Genomic DNA, 16,592 nt, shown 5'->3' with positions numbered 1-16,592 from the left:
AGTCAAGTCCGCAGCAGGTAGTTCGCGGATCAGCCTGCGGCGATTGTCGATTGAGAGTGCACTTGGCGGTCCGCAGCCTCGGGTTCGCGGCCGCATAGCGCGCGCCAACACATCATTTTTGACAACGGAAACTCGATCCGCTTCCAGAGGTGTTTCAACTAGTGGTCTGCTTACTTTACCGGGGGCTTGTATGAGGATGCGATTGCGCCCGCCTTCTCTTGCGCAACCTTGAATTCTGCGCCCGTGTAGGCTCGCACGGTTTTGACATTCGAGACGGCTCCCGATGCGCTGACGGCGAGAAGTGCGGGGACGAGGTCAGCGCCATCATCGAATTCCGTGATTGCCATCCAGTCGGTTTCGCCGGTCGTCACGTAGAAAGAATGCAGTTTCCCGCCCGCTGCTTCCATGATGCCACGGGCTGCCTTTTCTCGGTTCGATGGACTGTCAATCATTCCCTTCGCTGACTTGGCTGTATAGCACCCTGTGGTTATGAACAGTGGCATAGTACATCCTCCCTCGACGATTGGGCAGATCGGGTGACCTGCCGTACTCAGTATCTCAAAAAACTTAGCGTTAGACGAGCGTCAGACCGCGCAGCGCTAGATTGTTTGTCGCCTATCTAGGCGCTGTCATGGGGAGGTCTTTGCGCTGGAAAGATCGCCACTAACCTACTGTAGGCGCCGTCGCTAGAGCGCAAATCCATAAACTGGCATAGCTGGCGTTCAGGTTGTTTATTGGCCTCATCAATCTTGATCTCCCCACGATTGCCTTGTGAGGACCATGTCGCGGGACGCGTTCGCCGTCGAGCCGGCCTCTCGCCTGCCCGACCGTTTCGACCTTCCCTTCGCCGATGACGCGGTCCAACGTTGCGCAGTCAGATGGCGCAAGCGCAGCGAGATGGGCGTGAACTGCGACGCGGAGCGGAACGCGTAGTCGGCGACGACATCGGTTGGCTTCCCCGTCCCGTTTGGGGGGGCCACTTGCGTCAGGGCGATTGATGGAGTTATCCGACCATACTGATCGTAACCGAATTCGGACCGCGATCCGCCATGATGCCGTCTGCGATCGGTCGACCTTGGGGAATTGTTCTCACCTTGTTGCTCGAAACAAGCGTCTTTCAAGGAATGACTGCATGTCTCGGCGCCCGTCGGCGACGCAGTAAATGATCACCTCCGATCCACGGATGCGGTAGATCATCCGCCACGGTTTGTGATGTAGCTCGCGGTATTCGGTAATTCCGATCGGTGCGAGTTCCTTTGGGATGTTCCCTCGAGCTGGCATATCTTCTAGGCTCGAGGCGGCCGCCTCGAGTTCGCCAAGTATCCGTTCGGCTGTTTCGACTCCGTCGCGGCCGGCAATGAACCGGTAGAGATCCTCGATATCTTGTTCCGCGTCTTCGGAGAGTAAAACGGTGTAAGGCATCAGGACCGGGAAACGCGTTGCCGGATCCGCTTGAATACTTCGGATGCGCGATCGAGCTTGCCCGCTTCGACTTGCTTGTTGGTAAGCGCCAGCACCTTCAACAAAGCGATTGTCTCTTGGGTTTCCTCATACACGGTAACGTCCTGGAGCACGGCTCTTGCCTCGCCATGCACCGTGAGCACGACAGGCTCGCGATTTTCGGCCAGCGAACGAACGACCTCGGGCGCGTGCGCCTTGAGATAGCTAATAGGTTTTACCTGCTGCGAGAGCTTCATGCGCCGATCTCCAATTTGACCAAAAGATAGACCTTTAAATGGTCGAAGGCAATCTCTCGGGCTCAGCTCCTGGCAGACGCTTGGTCGACTTGATATTACCGACGCACACTGTTCGGGGTTGGTATCCCATCAAGGCGCACAGTTTTTCAATGCGGCCGTCGGTCGCAACTTTCCGTGACCGTCTTCCAATGAGCGCGAGCTACGCAAGCATAAGCACACATGTTCGCAGTCGTGGCGCTCCGGCGCTCTTTGGCTGTTGGCGTTGCTCGGGGTCTTGCTTGGTCCCGTGAGCGTCGGCACGGCTGCGAGCGCCATGGCTCTTTCGTCCGACATGCAGATGGATGCAATGGCCGGCATGGGCGACATGTCCTGCTGCCCAGAGCCGCAACCTCATCAGAAGAACGGTTGCGGAAAGACGTGTCCGCTAGCGCTGGTCTGCTCTTCGATCATCCTGGCGCACGGGCAGCAAGGCCAATAGCTGGCGCGTCGATCTGTCGGCACGCGAACTGTCACATCCGATCCTCCAGGAAAATCGCTTGCCGTCCGCCCTGGTCGAACCGCCGGCGCGACCTCCCGAAGCCTGATCTCACTCGCTGATTAAACCGGACGGCCGCCTTCCATGATGACGGGGGAAGTCTCGCCTGATGAAATCGCTTTTGTCTTCTGGCGTCCCAGCGAGGAGGAGAAAAAATGCCGACGATTTCCACAACGCAATCGCCGCTTTTCGGCGAAGTTGGCTCCCGAGCCTGTGAGTGCCCGTTCGATCGACGGCGGGATATTCAGATGTGTCTGGTCATCTCATGCAGCAAGGTATCGCCCGCCAACCAGAATGACGAGCGTTGAGCAGCGTCGAATTCCCATCCACCACGAGCCACAACTCGTCGCCTAACGACTGAACCGTGAGGGGTTTGCGTTTCTCCAGACTGCCTTTCGCTGCCGCCAACATGTGGCGGTTGGCATTAACGATGCCTCTTTCGCGCGCACGCGCGTTCACCAACTGCTCGAGCGGAATAAGCAGGTGTGGGAAGCCAAGATTAAAATAAAGCGAAGGGTCATCCGGAAGCCGCGCGAGCGTGGCGGTGATTTCCTGATTCAACTCGATCTCCACAACAGCGCCGTCGGGCCGGAGAGTGGGATACATTAGCGACATTTCTTCAGCTTTCATGCATTGCCTCTCGGAGATTTCTCATTCCTGGCTCTAGCGACGCGAACTCTTGCCGGAAAGAAAGGCCCCGCCGGTAGGCGGGGCGAGTATCGCACCCATATGGCTCACTGGGCGCGGGGAGGATTGCAGTCCAACAGAAACTGCTCATGTACGCTACGCGCATAGCTCAGCGGATAGAAGGTCTGTTTCCTTGATTCCGGTACGCTGCAGCAGAAAAACTCGGCCACGAGCGTTGTAGCGTGAACTGCTCCATTCGCGGCCGGCGCCTGGTCCGCGTTCGGTTCCCGCATTGACCGGCAACGGTGTCATGCGCCAACGCATAGAAGATGTCGCGATGCGAAACGTTGACTCTGCGTTCGACCCAACGGAAAAAGATGATCGGTTTGAGAGGGAAAACACTCATGGCAGACGAGAGCAATACCGAAATCGTGGAGACCGCGCCGCCGGCGGAAGTGGCGCCGCCCAAGAAGCGTCGGGGACCGCGACCCAAGAACGTCGTTGCGGAGGCGACTGCAGAGTTACCGGCGGCAGCTGCTGCCCAGCCGGTGAGGGGCCGCAGGAAGCGCGCAGACAATGCGGCGGAGGCGCCGGCAACTGGCAAGACCAGGGCAAAGAAGGTCACCAAGGGAGCTTCGAAGACCCGTGAGGCAAAGCAGCCGACCGCGACGACTGCTCCAGCTCCAGTCCTCGACGATATTGCAGATCTTCTCCAGCTCGAAGAAGAGAACGCGCGGCTGCGCAAGGCGCTCGCCGAAAAACTGCGGGCCGAGAACGCCGAACTGCGCAAGCGGCTGGGCCTTGCCTGATCAATCGGGGAGGGCCGATCAGAAAGTCTGATCGGCCCTTAGTCATCGCATTCTGGCTGGAGTCCTTTGAGGTCTGCGGCCAAGGATGCCGGTGCCATTTGATCGGGTTGGCGGCGCACTATGAAAGCACCATGGAAATATCTGGTCCAGCTGGCGTCCCGGGGGCGAGCGGTCAAGGCGCCGGAAAGTCCTCCTGAAATCGAGACCGAGGATCCGGCAGACGACGTTGCCGACCCGATCGTGGAAGCCTCGAACGAGGAGGCAAGCGATCTCGACACTCCAAACATCGATACCGAAGTTGCTACGGTCAACGAAGGTGACGGGACACTCACTATAGCAGTCGAGCGGTCAACTGCCGACGCTCAGGTGATGCTTCCGGAACCCGCCGGACCACCAAGGCCACCGCCAACGAAAAGGCGGAACCGCAGCCGGAAAACGAGCGTCAGCGATGTTGCAGTGTCTAAGGTCGTCGAGTATGGAGATGGCACGTCCGGTGTACCACAGCCGCCGATGACCTTCGTCGACGAGATGACCGCACTGGACGAGGACGTCAGGCAACTAAGACGCCGGCTTGCAGAAAAGTAGCGGCTGCAGAATGCGCAGCTCAAAAGAATGCTTCGGCGATATGACACGCCGTAAACTGTTTTCGCACCCTTAAACGTTGGAGCCGCATGAAACCGCAGCAGCGAAAGTTTATCGTCGAGGTCAAATCGGCTCGTCGGCGGTCGGCGACCAGCCAGTCTTCAATTTGGGGCGATACGGACCTCAAAGCCATTGCGCGCGCGGCGGAGACGGATGCACCGCATCTGTTCGAACCGGCTCAACCCATGGAGCTGCCTTCTCCAGAGACCACTGCAGACGTTTTGCCAAACGAGGGTGCCTTAATCGAGGCTGCTGCCCCAATCGCAGATCTGGCGGGCCCGACAGAAGGCGGCCGTGGTATTGACGATGCTGCCGGTTCGGCTCCGATCCTGCCCTTGGAAGTGTATCGCCCGAAGGCTATCTCACAAGAAAAGAAGCCGAAGCGCCAAGGCTCAGCGCGTCGGGGTCGTTCTAGTGGCATCCGGACGGTTATCGATGCTCCCGAAGCAATTGACGACCTTGCCGCGCTTGAGGAAGAAAACCGCCGTCTCAAAGCGCTGCTCGCGCAAAGGCTTCGGCAGGAAAACAACCTGTTCCAAAAAATGCTTGAGCGCTTCGAAACAAACTGAACGGTGGTTCGCTGACCTTCATTTCGAAGGACAGCGAACTCTTGGTTGGATCGGGGTTCATGACCTTCGTCGTTGTCACTGTTGTACAGTTGACAACTCAGGCTGACCTGACGTTTTCGGCTCGCGACTTTCCTGTCTTGCGATCCTGTCCAATATAGTAGCTGACCTTTTGACCATCCCGAAGCGGACTTGCGCCTTCAGCGGCGGACACATGGACAAACACGTTGAGGTCGCGCTGAACGGCAACGCGCGCCCAGTGGTACATGGAAAAGCCGAACCAAGTATGCGGGTCTCCGCAGCCGCGGTCACAGCCACGGCCGCGCCCTCCGATCCGTCGCCGATCGGTTGCTCAACGTCGCATGCGCCATGCTCAAAGCCGGCAGCACCTTCAAAGCCTCGTCAAATGCCGAAAATCCCGCTTGATAAATGGTGGGGAGTCCCCCCAACACGTCCTTCTGCAGGTGGAAGCGGTTGGTGTAGACCACCGGATCATCGGACATGAAAAATGGTATCGCCGTGCGATTGAGGATAATCCGCGTCCGTAGGTGGGCCGTGCCTTCAACGCTGTGCCTGATGCGTCCAATGCAAACTGAAGCGCCATCTCGTGCGTCATCACCATACGTTCCAGCAATTCCGGTGTGTCCTCGTCGGCCACCATCGCCCGTTGCGCCTCTGCTAACCGGATTAGCGCCCTCGATCCACGCTGCACTCCTATAAGACTGCAGCAGCATAAGGGCGTGGAGGCGCAGGGAATCTGCCTGTGTCAAGGAATTGGGATCGTCGACGACGCGCCGCATGATTTCGGCATATTCACCTTCGGGCTGCTGCAACGCTCGCTCCAGATCGCAATCCCGCCCATAGAAGTATGGTTTTGCGCACTGTCCCTTCGCCGGTGCTCGTTCAATCGATCGCTCGCGAACCAAGTTGAACACGTGGAAGCTCAGTTCTGTCCGGCCCGTAAGGCGCGGCACGCTTAGGTCTGCAAACGACAGCATTGCGCCCCATTCTCGCCATTTGGGGGACGAAAAGCAGCCATTTCGGCCTAGTCAACCTTATCGCAATGGTTGCGCGAAGAGGTGAAGCACGCCGACGGATGGAGCCCTGCAAGCCTTGTTGCTATGATGTTCACACTTTGGGCCACGAGGATCGCATAATGTATCGACTGGAAGGTCCCATACAGGCGGCAGGTCCGGCTATGCTGCTCTATCGATTTCTGGGATCAGCTCCAGTTCGCCACGAAGCGCTACTTCCTCTGTCTTGAGGTTGAAGCTGGTCTGCATGTTCATCCAAAATTCCGGCGTTGTGCGGAAATACTTGGCGAGGCGTAGGGCGGTATCCGTAGTTACCGGTGTTTGCTCCGCGGCAAGACGTTCGATACGGGTGCGCGGAACATTGAGCTTTTTCGCCAATGCACCCGCACTCATATTCAGAGGACGAAGGTACTCCTCGCGGAGGATTTCGCCCGGATGGACCGGCGGAAGGAAATGGGTCATCTGAAGCTCCTTGTGTGCCACGATTGGTTCTCAATGGTAGTCAACGATTTCGACGTCTTCGATACCGGCATCTTTCCACACGAAGCATATGCGCCATTGATCATTGATCCGGATCGAATGCTGGCCTTCTCTATCGCCCTTCAGCGCTTCAAGTCGATTTCCTGGAGGGAGCGCAAGTCGTCGAGAGCGGCAGCGCTGTTCAGGATTGTCAATTTACGAACGGCTGACCTCGCGATGCCTGAAGGAAAACCTTTTGGCGCTTTGCCGCGTGCAACAGCTTCGGTTTTGGCATCCTTAAACGACCTGATCACGTATGGCTCTTCATGTTTGTATCATACGGTGATACTAGCGAAAGTCAAACAATATGTATCACCGTGCGATACGGATTTGCAATCGCGATCCTGTTTACGCCATCCAAAGGCTTGAAAGTATGTTCGCAATTTCCGGCGACGGCACGGCCTTGTGTCTTGGTGCAGGTCCCGATAGCTCTGGGTCGACGCTTCGTGCGACAGTCCTCGCACAGGAACGCTTGCGGAGGCTATGCCGAGATCGAAGCATCCATATTTGCGAAGGCGAATTTCCTGTCGCGTGAAGCTCCCATTGAATTCTTCTCATGGTTGAGTAAGAATATTATCTGGTATTCAAATATCTGGCGGATTTCTCACTGTGCGGTGGCCGACGCGGCCTTCGCAATCGCTCCACTCGTTGCGGGAGCAAGGGGGAACAAGGTATGGCCGATACTGCAGGACTCCTGGTCAAGGTGCGCGGCGACGGCGCTGGCTTTGCCATCAACAAGCGCGCACTCCGCCTCAGGACCGGTTCGATTGAACCAATCCTCACATTGCCGCCTGAGCCGCATGCCGGTCTGGGCGTTGGCGCCGACGAAGGCGCTGCTTGGCTCAAGATCGGCGCGAATGCTCGAAATTCCGAAAATCCCTGGGACGATGCCTATGCGCTCATCGACAGAGCGGACGCCTTCGCCCTCGCCGGTGGCCCGCAGGTGCTGGCGGTCGAGCCGGATCTTGTCCAGCGATGGGATTACAAAAATGTTAGCGGCGACCGCGGCGCGGCCGCCAGCGCCCATCCGGTCTGCTCCTTTGACGATCAGGAGGCTGGAGGGGGGCGCGCGGTAGGACCGGGTGTTGCCTGGAATGCTGGTGATGCGTTCAGCCAGTTCGCCGCAGCGCGCCAGAAGGTTGGGGACAAGCAAGCCCGGATTACCATCGCCCATCTCGACACAGGATTTGATCCTGCCCATCAAACGCGTCCGGCAGGACTTGTCGACAGGGCACGTTGGCGGAACTTCGTCAAAGATGGCCATGGACCCACCGATGCGGTCGATCATGCGCCGAACGGCACTCTGACCAGCAATCGCGGTCATGGCACGGGGACACTCAGCATTCTGGCCGGCAACCGGCTGGACGGCAGCTCACCAAATTGGCCGGGTTTTACCGATTTCGTCGGCGGCGCGCCGCTGGCCTCGATCATTCCGATCAGGATCGCCGACTGGGTCGTGCGCTTCAGCACGTCTACGATGGTGCAGGGGTTCGACTATGCTCGCCAACAGGGCGTGCACGTGCTTTCCATGAGCATGGGTGGGCTCTCGTCGGCTGCCCTCGTTGATGCCATCAATCTCGCCTATGACCATGGCGTGGTCATGGTGACGGCGGCGGGCAACAACTTTTCCCTAGTGCCGTCACCGAAGAGCATCGTCTTCCCCGCCCGCTATCAGCGTGTGCTCGCAGCCTGTGGGGTGATGAGCGATGGCCGCGCCTATGCGGGCCTCAGCTTCGGGACCATGCAAGGCAACTACGGACCGGACGAGAAGATGAAAACGGCGCTCGGCGCCTATACTCCGAACGTGCCCTGGGCCGAGATCGACTGTGGCAAGGTGGTCGACATGGATGGAGCCGGCACCTCGGCGGCGGCGCCGCAGGTTGCAGCTGCAGCGGCACTCTGGCTCGCGGAACACTGGGACATTGTGCGCAACTATTCGCAACCGTGGATGCGGGTCGAAGCCGTACGATTCGCATTGTTCGCCAAAGCGCTGAAATCGACGGCAAAAATGGATGCGCGCGAAACACTGGAGAAGATCGGGCAGGGAGTGGTCCAGGCTGGGGCCGCTCTTGCGGTTGCGCCGCAGCTAGAGTCCAGGCTCCGGAAGCTGCCGGCCGCGAAGGAGTCTTGGAGCTGGCTCAACCTATTGATCGGCGGCGGTGTCAGCCTGGCGGCGGAGGGGCTGGCCGCAAAGCAAAGGGAGCGCATGCTAGCGCTTGAACTGACCCAAATGGCGCAGCGGATCGCCTCGGTTGACGCCGCCATTCCTGATCCGGGTGCCGACCCGGACGACATTCCTGCCACTGCGCGCAATCGCTATCTCGAGGCAGCATTGGACGAGGGCAATCCATCGAAACCACTGACGGCGCTGTTGGAAGCATCGCTCGGGCGCAATGCAGTCCCCGTCTCATCGTCCAAGCAAGCGCCCGTGACCGCGACGGTAAAGCGCAAGCCCCGCCCGACACCGCCCCCGAAAAGGCGGTTGCGCGTGTACGCCCTCGACCCTTCGATCGGCAAAGGGCTCGATTCCGTGGCGATCGACCATGCGACGCTGTCTCTGCCATGGGACGACGCGCCGGCAACAGCAGAACCGCTTCGCCCGGGGCCGGTTGGCGAATATCTGGAAGTCGTCGATATCGACCCTGCATCGAACCGCGTCTACGATCCCGTTGATCTCAACGAGAAGACCTTGCTCGCCCAGGACGGGCTTGCGCCATCTGAAGGCAATCCTCAATTCCACCAGCAAATGGTCTACGCCGTGGCCATGACGACGATCGGGCATTTCGAACGGGCGCTCGGTCGCCGCGCTCTCTGGGCTCCGCGATATGCCACCTATACCGGCCGCAACGGCAGCACCATGCAGGAAAGTTATGAAGTCGCTCGTCTGCGGATCTATCCACATGCTCTGCGCACTGACAATGCCTATTACAGTCCTGAGAAGAAGGCTCTGCTGTTTGGCTATTTCCCCGCGTCAAGCAACCAGACCGATACGACCACGCCTGGCTCCATGGTGTTCACATGCCTTTCCAGCGACATCATCGCGCACGAGACGTCGCATGCGCTCCTCGACGGGCTCCATCGGCGGTTCCAGGAAGCCTCAAACCCCGATGTGCCGGCCTTTCACGAGGGGTTCGCCGACGTCGTCGCCTTGTTCCAGCACTTCTCCATGAAGGAACTGGTCAGTTTCGAAATCGCGCGGGCACGGGGCAATCTGTCTGCCGCCAACCTTCTTTCGGGCCTGGCCCGGCAGTTTGGCGAAGGCAGCGGTCGATCGGGTCCTCTCCGCGACTATGCCGAAGCAGCGATGGCTGAACTCGACTACGACAAGAGCTTCGAGCCGCATGATCGGGGTTCCATCCTCGTCTTCGCCGTCTACGAGGCCTTCCTGGCGATCATTGCGCGCCGGACGGAGGACCTGATCCAGCTTGCGACGGGCGGCACCGGCGTCCTACCCGCCGGCGCCCTGCATCCGGGACTGGTTGATCGCCTGGCCGACGAAACAGTCAAGACGGCCCGCCAGATGCTCAACATGTGCATCCGTGCCCTCGATTACTGCCCGGCTGTCGATATCACCTTCGGCGAGTATCTGCGTGCCTTGATAACATCGGACCTCGACGCCTTTCCCGAGGACCCGCTGCACTACCGGCTGGCTTTCATGGTTTCCTTCCGCAAGTGGAAGCTGTTGCCGCGTGACGTTCGGACGATTTCGGAGGAAACGCTTACTTGGGATACCATGCTTGATCTGTCGCCCAGATGGTTGCCAGGCCTCCTCCAGGGGATCGACGTCGGTTGGGACCGAAAGCTGACACGTTCCAAGATATTCGATCTCAACGAGCGCAACCGCTGGAAACTGTGGTCTGGGATGAAAAAGGTCTTCGCCGAGCATCCGGACCTTTACTCTCAGTTCGGTTTGTTGCCTGGACTGGCGCGCTTCAAGAACGACGGGACCCTGCTCAAGAAAGCCGCCAAAGGCGAGTCGACCTTTGACGTGTATGGCGTTCGGCCCACGCGTCGAATTGAGCCGGATGGTTCCTTCCGGGTCGAAGTCATTGCCGTCATCCAACAGCGCGTTCCGATGCGCCTCGACGGCACTGTAGTGTTGGACGGCGTAGAGGCAGGCGGGGATTTCATGTGGTTTCGTGGCGGGGCGACCGTGATCTTCGATCCGCGCAAGGAGCAGGAAGCCATTCGCTATTCTATCATCAAGAACACCGGTAGCAAGGAAAGGCAGAAGCGGCAGGCGCAAGCCGCGACCGCGAACTACATGTCACCACTCAGGGCGCTTTATTTCGGCGAGACCCAGGCAGAACCTTTTGCGTTCTTGCACGCCAGCCATGGAGGCGACGATCGTGACTAGAACACCGAGGAAACGACAGTACAAAGCGTTACCGATCGGTGGCGGAGGTGAAACCGCCGCCCTGCGACAGCACGCAGTCCCGGTCCTGACGGTGCGCCACTATTGTCAGGGGATTGGTGACAGCCACCTTCTGACATTCCGCAAGGAGGACGGCTCGTTGTTCCGCATGCTGATCGACTGCGGCATTCACTCCTCGATCAAGGGGGGCTCCGATCTCATCCGGGATATCGCCATCGACATCAAGGAAGAGACCGCCGGCAAAATCGACGTGCTGGTGGTGACGCACGAGCATTGGGATCATGTGTCTGGTTTCAGGAGCGCTGCCGACACGTTCAAGGATTGCAACGTCGGCGAGGTTTGGATGGCGTGGTGTGAAAGTCCGAAGGATCCCGACGCGATCGCCTTTGACAAGTTCAAGGGCGAAGCGCTTCATGCCTTGCAGGGCGCAAGTCGCAAGCTCGATGCGCTCAGGGACGCCACGACCTTCCTCGCCGGCCTCCGGGGAGGAATGCAGTCGATCATGGGCTTCCAGTTCGGCGCGGCTGGCGAGAGAGTTCGCGCTGCGCGGGACGCGGCTGCCGGTCTCTCCAAAGGTAAGGAACCGGTCTACATGGGGCCAGAGACACCACCGTTCTCCATTCCCGGCCTGCCGAATATGCGCGTCTACGTAGTGGGCCCACCACGCAGCAAGGAGGCGCTGAAGCTGGAGACCAAGGCGAGCGAGATGTATGGGCTGGGCCGGCAGGACTCACCGAAATTTCTCAGGCCATTGCATGCGGGCCTTGCCGCCAACGAGGAAGGGGACACTGCCTTCGCGGACGACTCCTGCCCATTCGATCCCCATATCGGGTCATCTCTTTCCGACGTTCTCGCCGGCCAAGTGGAAGGGGATGTCGCCGATTTCGTCCGGAGGCACTATACAGGTCCCGTTGCCGCGGACGAGGGCAAGCCCAAGATCGATGAGGCAACGGCAAAAGATCAGTCATGGCGCCGGATCGATGCCGATTGGTTGGGTATTGCGGCAGATCTTGCAATGCAACTCGATCGCGGCGTCAACAATACCAGCCTGGCCCTCGCGTTCGAGATGCTCGACACCGGGCGGGTCTTCCTGTTTCCAGGCGACGCACAGATTGGCAACTGGCTGAGTTGGCAGGACGTCAAATGGATGGTCGGTGAAAGGGAAGTAAAGGCGGTCGACCTGATAAAGCGGACGGTTTACCTCAAGGTCGCCCATCACGGCAGCGAGAATGCGACACCCGAGCAAAAAGGGCTCGAGATGATGGCGAGCCCCGATCTTTCGGCTTTTGTGCCCACCAGCAAACAGGACGCCATGAAGGTGCATTGGGGCGCCATGCCCTATGAACTGATCCTCAAGGCCTTGGCGGCAAAGACCGGCGGCCGCGTCATCCGCGCCGACGACGAGTGGCTGGCGGCAAAGGACGGCACTCCCGGTTTTTCAGTACCTTCCGGCTCCCTTTTGGCGGTTCGCAACGCAGTCCGAGATCCACGACGCGGGAAGGGTGGCCTGTGGGTGGAGGTCGACCTCACTTAGCCGGATTTGCAGGGTACTCCGCACATGACGCTGGCCTCGGTTCAGGTCTTGTCTGCAAACGTCCCGCGGAACTGTCATAAGGCTGCACGAAGTTGAACCATGTCGGTCCGCTTGCGCGTTTCATTCAGACACCCGAGCTCCGACGCTGCCGGACGCGAGTTGCACGAGCAGATGTGTGACGATCGCGTCGCGTTTCGCGAGGCCCTTGGGCCGGCCATCGCGGTCCAGTGCGACCAGTGTCCTTCGCGCCAGGTCGTCCATTTTCCGTAGCGCCTGTGCGTTCGTTGCGTCGGCGGCGATTGCCTCGCCTGTGAAACCTGGCAGCTCAAGAAGCTGGCGTGTTCCAGGGGAATCGAGCGCCGTGCGGAAACGCTCCTGTGCCTGGAAGTCGTTCTGGCCGGTTAGAAAGCTGATCACGGCTCGCCCGTCTGCGGCGGCGACAAATTTTCCCTCGGCATCTGTGACCACCAGCGTCAGTTCCGGATCGAAGCTCGACAGGGCTTGCAGGTAGAGGACGACCGCGGAAGGCACGTAGTAACCCGGTCGGCCGAGCTTAAGGACCAGCGCCACGGGCTTGCCGGGTGTCAAGGTGCGCGTGAAGCCCTCAATCGCTGACGGGCCACCTTTCTCGATCGCCTGGAAGTCTTCGACGATGGAAGTCAGGGGCGTGAGCTTAACTTCAGCTTTCGCCGCCTCGCGGAACTTAAGCGCCACGCCTCCGGCCGAAAATTCGCTGATCGCACCCGATGCGATGCCCCAAACGCCAAGGGGCAACAACAATAGGGCAATGAAAGTTGTGCTCTCGCCGATCTGGAAACGCTTGAGGATCAAGGCAAGCATGATTGCGATCGGAACGCTGGCGATGGCAAACAATATGGCTCTCACGGATGTCCTCCGGCCGTTGCTCGCGTCGATTGAACTCTCTCGCCACTTTCTGGAACGCTGTACGCGTAAGGCCCGTCTGCCGAGCTTCGTCAGGTTACAAGTCCGGCGCGATTCTTGAGCAGTGCGATGACCCGCTGGTTCGGCTTGATGAAGCCGTCAGTGTCAAGGTCGTACTCCTGTATGTCGGTCCCGAGCGTTACCGTGTCGCTGACATTGCCGCCAATCACGCGGACGACGTCAAGTGTGACTTCCACGACGAAGTCCGAGTGGCTCTTGTATTCCGCGTGGTTCTCCGCATACGAAAACGTGAATGAGCCACCGGATCTGTTGCGCTGGATGATGTCGCCCAGTTCCGGTCTTTGTTCTGTGATGCGATATCCCCAGAACGGTTTATCAAGGCGGTTCGTCACACGTGCCTTAATGGCATTGTTGACGAAAACCGAATGGCTGGAAGCGAACTTGAAGTTGGCGTAAGCAGGACCGCCCTTTCGCACGACCCATGAGATGAATGCCGCCGACCATGGCACATCCTCGCCGTTTGCATACCGGCTCCTGCCGTCATAGGGCTCCCCGATCGCTGCCCACATCTCCCTGACATATTTGTAGTAAGGATCAGCCTTCTCGTCGGCACGGCCCTTGTCAAAACGAAGCCATTCATCGAGCGCGGCCCTAAGCAATGTCTCGATTTCGGGTCGACCTGGTGAGCGCAGGTATTTCCCAAATGCCACACCTTCCTCGCCGCCGACTTTGACATTGCGCCAGCCGTCCTCAGATGCGGCGCCAAGGTCAAGCACGGGCTCTCCGATCGTCAGGTCGCGAATGATGGGGCCATTCGGCACCTCTCGCAGCCGCAGTCCTTCGGTCGTAACAAGTCGGATGCGACCATCGGCCAATTCTGGCACAGCAGGCCCAGAAGTGCCGCCGAGCGTAGCATCGACGTCTTCGTCCCAGGCAAGGGACCCTTCACCCGACTCGTCGACCTGAAAGGCGCCGATCTCGTTCCGCGGTACCCTGACGATGTTTCGATCGTAGCCTACCCCCGAGGTCGGATGGGTAACCTCCGGAGGTACCTGCCGCATCGACCATCGGTTGGAATAGAAGAACTGCTCGGTTCCAAGGAATAGTCGTGACATGGATATCCAGGGGACCGTGATCAGCCGCTCTGCCAGCAACTTTGACAGCACGGCGCCGCTTCCATAGGCGCCGACGGCGAAAGAGCCGCCAATCTCGGCATTGACCGCCTGGAAGTAGTCGAGGATGGGGCCATCGATCTGCCTGGCGGCATAGTCCGCATCGACGGCGAACAGGATCGTGCTGCCTTTATCCTTTGGCTGACCAATGCGCCTCGCGAACTCCATGGCACTCTTTGCATTCGCAGTGCCGTTCGCCCTCGAAAAGTTGGAGATATGGCGGCTGCTGTCCTGAAAAACCGGCAGGATCCCAAAACCTTCCCTGGAGAGCAGTTTTGCCTCCTCCGGCGTGATGGTTTTGGGCCTCGCGGAACTCGCATAGTAGCGAATGACCGTGTCGACCCCCGAGCTTCGCAAGAACGCCAGGAATGTCCGGCCCACATTATTGTTGAGGCGTGTGCTGACGTCCACTGCGGACCATCCGTCCGCCTTCGCGAAATCCTCACGATAGGACATGGGCTTCCCCCCATTGATAAGCGTGTGTAACGCGCAACGACGGTCCGATGAATGCGAAGACATTCACTGCTAGAATCGCGTTCTGAGAAGTTCTGGAGCTTAAGACATTTCAAATGATCTTGTATTAAAAATGGATATTTCTTTCCGGCTTATCCCACGATAAGGTTCAAAATGGGACAGATGTATAGCCTAGCAAATAGCAAATCCGGACGAGAACCAATTTTATCTTGGTCTCATTGTTTGTATACATGTCGATTTGTGAAATAATACTAATACAGTCTTGCATTGAGCGCAACGGGTGCTTTGGTAGGGAAACGCGTTATCATTCTGTCGCGCGGGAATAAATGTGTCGGGTGGCATGCCGCTCCATCCAGGTCGACGCTGCGGCTATCGTCCATCGGCTGGCTTGTCCGCATCTTTCGCTGGATGGCGAAACTCCTAGTCGCCCATTCCCCGAGCTTAGAGATCCCACGAAGCGTCGCTTTGCAAATCGTGATCGCTATTGGCTCACCTCTACGACGCAAACCACATACTCGTGCACGCCAAAGATCACATTTTGTGTTCATAAGATGGCATAACGGGCGGAACGCAGCCCGTCAGGTTTGAAGGGCGGCGGTCGTCCCTCACAATGATGGTGTCTCGAGCAAGGCGCTATTGAGGTGAGGGTGGAGGGCGGCATTGTTGCGCTGGGCGGCAGTGTCGAAAGCGGTGTCAAGCGCCTCGCTGCTCGTGTCGCTGCGGAGGCTGTGTGCGGTCTCGGATGCGTGAGAAATGAGATTCGCGTTGCCAACGAGGCCGACTGCGCAACTCCTGGCTCGCTGCGGTGAGCGAAGTCTGTTCTCGCGGTCGCGCTCAGCACTACCATTGATGGCTGTGGGGACTTGTTTGGGCCAATAGAACATGCGTTCCGGTTTGGAATTGCTGCCCGGGCGGCGACGGCCGTCGCACCGGCAGATGAACGCGACAGGCGTGAGGGTGTCTGTGCTATTTGCGTTGAGGGTTGGTGGCCAATCGGGGCCTGTTGGCTCAGCCATTTGATCGCCGACAAAGCCGAAGGTCCGGAAGTGGGCTATCCTCGATGCCTACGTCAGCGCGCCCATGCGCTCATCTACGTCGGACCTAGGATGGGTGGGCTGGAGCGATGTGGACGGACACTTTCGATCCCCGGAGCAAAGTTGAGTGAAGCCGATGCCCTACGGTTCCAACAACGATCTGCCGGCGCCTCTCAGGCTGGTCCTGCCCGGGCATGCGCAAGACATATATCGCGAGGCGTTCAATCATGCATTTGTCGGTGAAACGTCGATACGGGAAAATCGGGAGTCGCCGGCTTGCGCGTCCTCTGACCGCTGATCAACAGGAGTGATGAATATGACCAGTCGCATTTTAGCTCGGCCCGAGTGGCATTTCTTTTTCGAGCGGATGGCAAAAGCCCTTCGAGGCAAGCGGGCGCAGGTCGAGATTACCGGCCTGCGACTGGGTGATCAGATCCAGGCGAAATCGGTCCCATTGGTCGGCATCACCTTCGATCCCAAGGGAGATCTCCTTGAAATTGCTATGGAAGGGCTTGATCATCTCATTCACAAGCCGGCCAGTATAGCAATTCTCGAAGGGGTCGACGGGCTTAGCGGTCTGGAGATCGTGGATTCAGACCAGCATCGGCAAATAATCACACTGACGAGCCCGCTCAGGCTTTCCGCCCCAGACGAGTGACCCAGAGCGTAGC

General features: G+C 58.8%; 15 protein-coding genes and 2 pseudogenes. 7 read left to right on the top strand and 10 right to left on the bottom strand.

The features are described 5' to 3' along the window. Positions 1-170: 170 nt before the first annotated feature. The 4 genes from MKZ91_RS23240 to MKZ91_RS23225 all read right to left on the bottom strand — a co-directional run bounded on the left by MKZ91_RS23240 (position 171) and on the right by MKZ91_RS23225 (position 2,862). A complete protein-coding gene (locus tag MKZ91_RS23240; RefSeq protein WP_336173408.1) occupies positions 171-503 on the bottom strand; it encodes a GYD domain-containing protein in 333 nt (110 codons plus the stop codon). A 586-nt stretch (positions 504-1,089) separates the two neighbouring features. Then, positions 1,090-1,422, bottom strand: coding sequence for a type II toxin-antitoxin system RelE/ParE family toxin (locus MKZ91_RS23235; RefSeq protein ID WP_336173407.1), 333 nt, complete (start codon positions 1,420-1,422; stop codon positions 1,090-1,092). Beyond that, on the bottom strand, positions 1,422-1,697 hold the full coding sequence (locus MKZ91_RS23230; RefSeq protein ID WP_336173406.1) for a type II toxin-antitoxin system Phd/YefM family antitoxin: 276 nt from the start codon (positions 1,695-1,697) through the stop codon (positions 1,422-1,424). Before MKZ91_RS23230 ends, MKZ91_RS23235 begins: the two co-directional genes overlap by 1 nt. 793 nt (positions 1,698-2,490) lie before the next feature. Continuing rightward, positions 2,491-2,862, bottom strand: coding sequence for a hypothetical protein (locus MKZ91_RS23225; RefSeq protein ID WP_336173405.1), 372 nt, complete (start codon positions 2,860-2,862; stop codon positions 2,491-2,493). Positions 2,863-3,263: 401 nt separating this feature from the next. On the opposite strand from MKZ91_RS23225, the gene MKZ91_RS23220 reads away from it, so the two are divergent. The 3 genes from MKZ91_RS23220 (at position 3,264) to MKZ91_RS23210 (ending at position 4,879) form a co-directional block, all read left to right on the top strand. Further along, the gene (locus MKZ91_RS23220; RefSeq protein ID WP_336173404.1) at positions 3,264-3,668 is read left to right on the top strand and encodes a SyrB-like regulator; all 405 of its coding nucleotides are present in this window, start codon (positions 3,264-3,266) and stop codon (positions 3,666-3,668) included. 120 nt (positions 3,669-3,788) lie between these two features. Then, a complete protein-coding gene (locus MKZ91_RS23215) occupies positions 3,789-4,253 on the top strand; it encodes a hypothetical protein (RefSeq protein ID WP_336173403.1) in 465 nt (154 codons plus the stop codon). 86 nt (positions 4,254-4,339) lie between these two features. After that, positions 4,340-4,879: a hypothetical protein gene (locus MKZ91_RS23210; RefSeq protein WP_336173402.1), complete on the top strand. Its 540-nt coding sequence runs from the start codon at positions 4,340-4,342 to the stop codon at positions 4,877-4,879. 97 nt (positions 4,880-4,976) lie between these two features. Here the strand turns inward: MKZ91_RS23210 and MKZ91_RS23205 are convergent. The 4 genes and pseudogenes from MKZ91_RS23205 to MKZ91_RS23190 all read right to left on the bottom strand — a co-directional run. Then, positions 4,977-5,105, bottom strand: a pseudogene (locus tag MKZ91_RS23205) (cold-shock protein); the annotation flags it as partial. 79 nt (positions 5,106-5,184) lie between these two features. Beyond that, positions 5,185-5,874, bottom strand: a complete 690-nt coding sequence (locus MKZ91_RS23200; protein ID WP_336173401.1) for a DUF4238 domain-containing protein — start codon at positions 5,872-5,874, stop codon at positions 5,185-5,187. 198 nt (positions 5,875-6,072) lie between these two features. After that, positions 6,073-6,372 (bottom strand): HigA family addiction module antitoxin, encoded by a 300-nt coding sequence (locus MKZ91_RS23195; RefSeq protein ID WP_336173400.1) that lies wholly within the window; start codon positions 6,370-6,372, stop codon positions 6,073-6,075. A gap of 30 nt (positions 6,373-6,402) precedes the next feature. Beyond that, positions 6,403-6,683, bottom strand: a pseudogene (locus MKZ91_RS23190) (type II toxin-antitoxin system RelE/ParE family toxin). A gap of 449 nt (positions 6,684-7,132) precedes the next feature. On the opposite strand from MKZ91_RS23190, the gene MKZ91_RS23185 reads away from it, so the two are divergent. After that, on the top strand, positions 7,133-10,786 hold the full coding sequence (locus MKZ91_RS23185; RefSeq protein ID WP_336173399.1) for a S8 family serine peptidase: 3,654 nt from the start codon (positions 7,133-7,135) through the stop codon (positions 10,784-10,786). Next, complete coding sequence (locus MKZ91_RS23180; protein WP_336173398.1) at positions 10,764-12,338, top strand: MBL fold metallo-hydrolase; 1,575 nt, start codon at positions 10,764-10,766, stop codon at positions 12,336-12,338. Before MKZ91_RS23185 ends, MKZ91_RS23180 begins: the two co-directional genes overlap by 23 nt. A gap of 120 nt (positions 12,339-12,458) precedes the next feature. Here the strand turns inward: MKZ91_RS23180 and MKZ91_RS23175 are convergent, their stop codons facing one another. Both MKZ91_RS23175 and MKZ91_RS23170 read right to left on the bottom strand, forming a co-directional pair. Next, positions 12,459-13,211 (bottom strand): hypothetical protein, encoded by a 753-nt coding sequence (locus MKZ91_RS23175; RefSeq protein WP_336173397.1) that lies wholly within the window; start codon positions 13,209-13,211, stop codon positions 12,459-12,461. Between the two features lie 101 nt (positions 13,212-13,312). Next, a complete protein-coding gene (locus MKZ91_RS23170; RefSeq protein WP_336173396.1) occupies positions 13,313-14,869 on the bottom strand; it encodes a DUF2272 domain-containing protein in 1,557 nt (518 codons plus the stop codon). A gap of 653 nt (positions 14,870-15,522) precedes the next feature. Here MKZ91_RS23170 and MKZ91_RS23165 point away from each other — a divergent pair. After that, positions 15,523-15,696: a BON domain-containing protein gene (locus MKZ91_RS23165; RefSeq protein ID WP_336173422.1), complete on the top strand. Its 174-nt coding sequence runs from the start codon at positions 15,523-15,525 to the stop codon at positions 15,694-15,696. A 541-nt stretch (positions 15,697-16,237) separates the two neighbouring features. Beyond that, positions 16,238-16,579: a DUF5335 family protein gene (locus MKZ91_RS23155; RefSeq protein ID WP_336173394.1), complete on the top strand. Its 342-nt coding sequence runs from the start codon at positions 16,238-16,240 to the stop codon at positions 16,577-16,579. Positions 16,580-16,592 lie beyond the last annotated feature (13 nt).

Source organism: Ensifer sp. MJa1 (assembly GCF_037026475.1).
Taxonomy (GTDB): domain Bacteria; phylum Pseudomonadota; class Alphaproteobacteria; order Rhizobiales; family Rhizobiaceae; genus Ensifer.
Note: the sequence above shows the minus strand (reverse complement) of the source record. Positions and strands in the feature narration are given on the sequence as shown.